Here is a 1,129-nt window from a genome sequence, read left to right as displayed (position 1 = left end):
GCCTTCCGCAGCGTGCGCCGTCGCCGTCCGGCGGCCGACTGACATGTCCGCACCGGAGGAGTCGGCGGGGCGCGGCAGGCTGCTCACCGGCGCGACCTGGGCCGTCATCCTGCTGGGCCTGTGGCTCTGGGGCCGCGGGATCACGGACGGCTCGGGCATCGGCTCGGCCCCGACCACCGGCGACGTCGCCGCGGTCGGGCGCCCGCTCGGCGTGCCGCTGCCCCCGGCGCACGCGCCGATCCCGGGCGTCGCGCCGAAGAGCGTCGAGATCCCCTCGATCGGCGTCGAGGCCCCCGTCGTCTCCCGGGGCCTGGACGCCGAGGGCGCCATCGAGCCGCCGTCCTTCGACACGCCCCAGACGGTCGGCTGGTACGGCGCCGGCACCCGGCCCGGCGCCGAGGGGCCGGCCCTGTTCGTCGGCCATGTCGACACCGAGACCAAGCCCGCCGTCTTCTACGGGCTCAGCGCGGCCCGCCCCGGCGCGAAGGTCGACGTGACGCGCACGGACGGCACGGTCGCCGAGTTCACCATCGACGACGTGCAGGTCCTCACCCGGGCCAGGTTCGACGCCCAGAAGGCGTACGGCCCCCGCAAGGACGGGCGGGCGGAGCTCCGGCTGATCACCTGCGGCGGTACGTACGACGAGAAGTCCCACTCGTACACCGCGAACGTGGTCGTCTCGGCCTACCTCACCGCGGAAAAGAGCGCGGCGGGCGGTACGGAGAGGACCGCGGGCGAGGCGGCCTGATCCGGACCGATGGCACCGGCACCCGGCCCGGCCGCCGCCCGTTACCCCGGGCGGCGGCCGGGCCGGTCCTCGACCGCGGTGCGCGGGCCGCGGGAGTGGCCCGGCGCGGACACGGGAGGTCAGCGGCGTCCGGGTCCGCCGCACACCCCACTGTAGGGGGAGGCTCCCCGCCCGCCCAGCCGCCTTCTGACGTTACGTCGATAACCGGTCACCCTCCGCAGGCGGTGAAGCGGTTGCGGAAACGCGTCGGAGAACGACCAAGGCCCCCTCGCGCGAAGCGAGGGGGCCTTGGCTGTGCGTGCGCCGCCAGGGACTCGAACCCCGGACCCGCTGATTAAGAGTCAGCTGCTCTAACCAACTGAGCTAGCGGCGCCTGCTGAC

General features: G+C 74.8%; 1 protein-coding gene and 1 tRNA gene. One reads left to right on the top strand and one right to left on the bottom strand.

Features of this window, described 5'->3' with window-relative positions; all coding sequences use genetic code 11:
* The first annotated feature begins 43 nt into the window (after positions 1-43).
* Positions 44-748 carry a class F sortase gene (locus G3I41_RS26325; RefSeq protein ID WP_164402858.1) on the top strand — a complete coding sequence of 235 codons (705 nt, stop codon included), beginning with the start codon at positions 44-46 and terminating at the stop codon, positions 746-748.
* Between the two features lie 299 nt (positions 749-1,047).
* Here the strand turns inward: G3I41_RS26325 and G3I41_RS26320 are convergent.
* Positions 1,048-1,121, bottom strand: a tRNA-Lys gene (locus G3I41_RS26320).
* Positions 1,122-1,129 lie beyond the last annotated feature (8 nt).

This window comes from Streptomyces sp. SID9727, from assembly GCF_010550605.1.
GTDB lineage: Bacteria > Actinomycetota > Actinomycetes > Streptomycetales > Streptomycetaceae > Streptomyces.
This window is presented reverse-complemented; position numbering and strand designations above follow the sequence as displayed.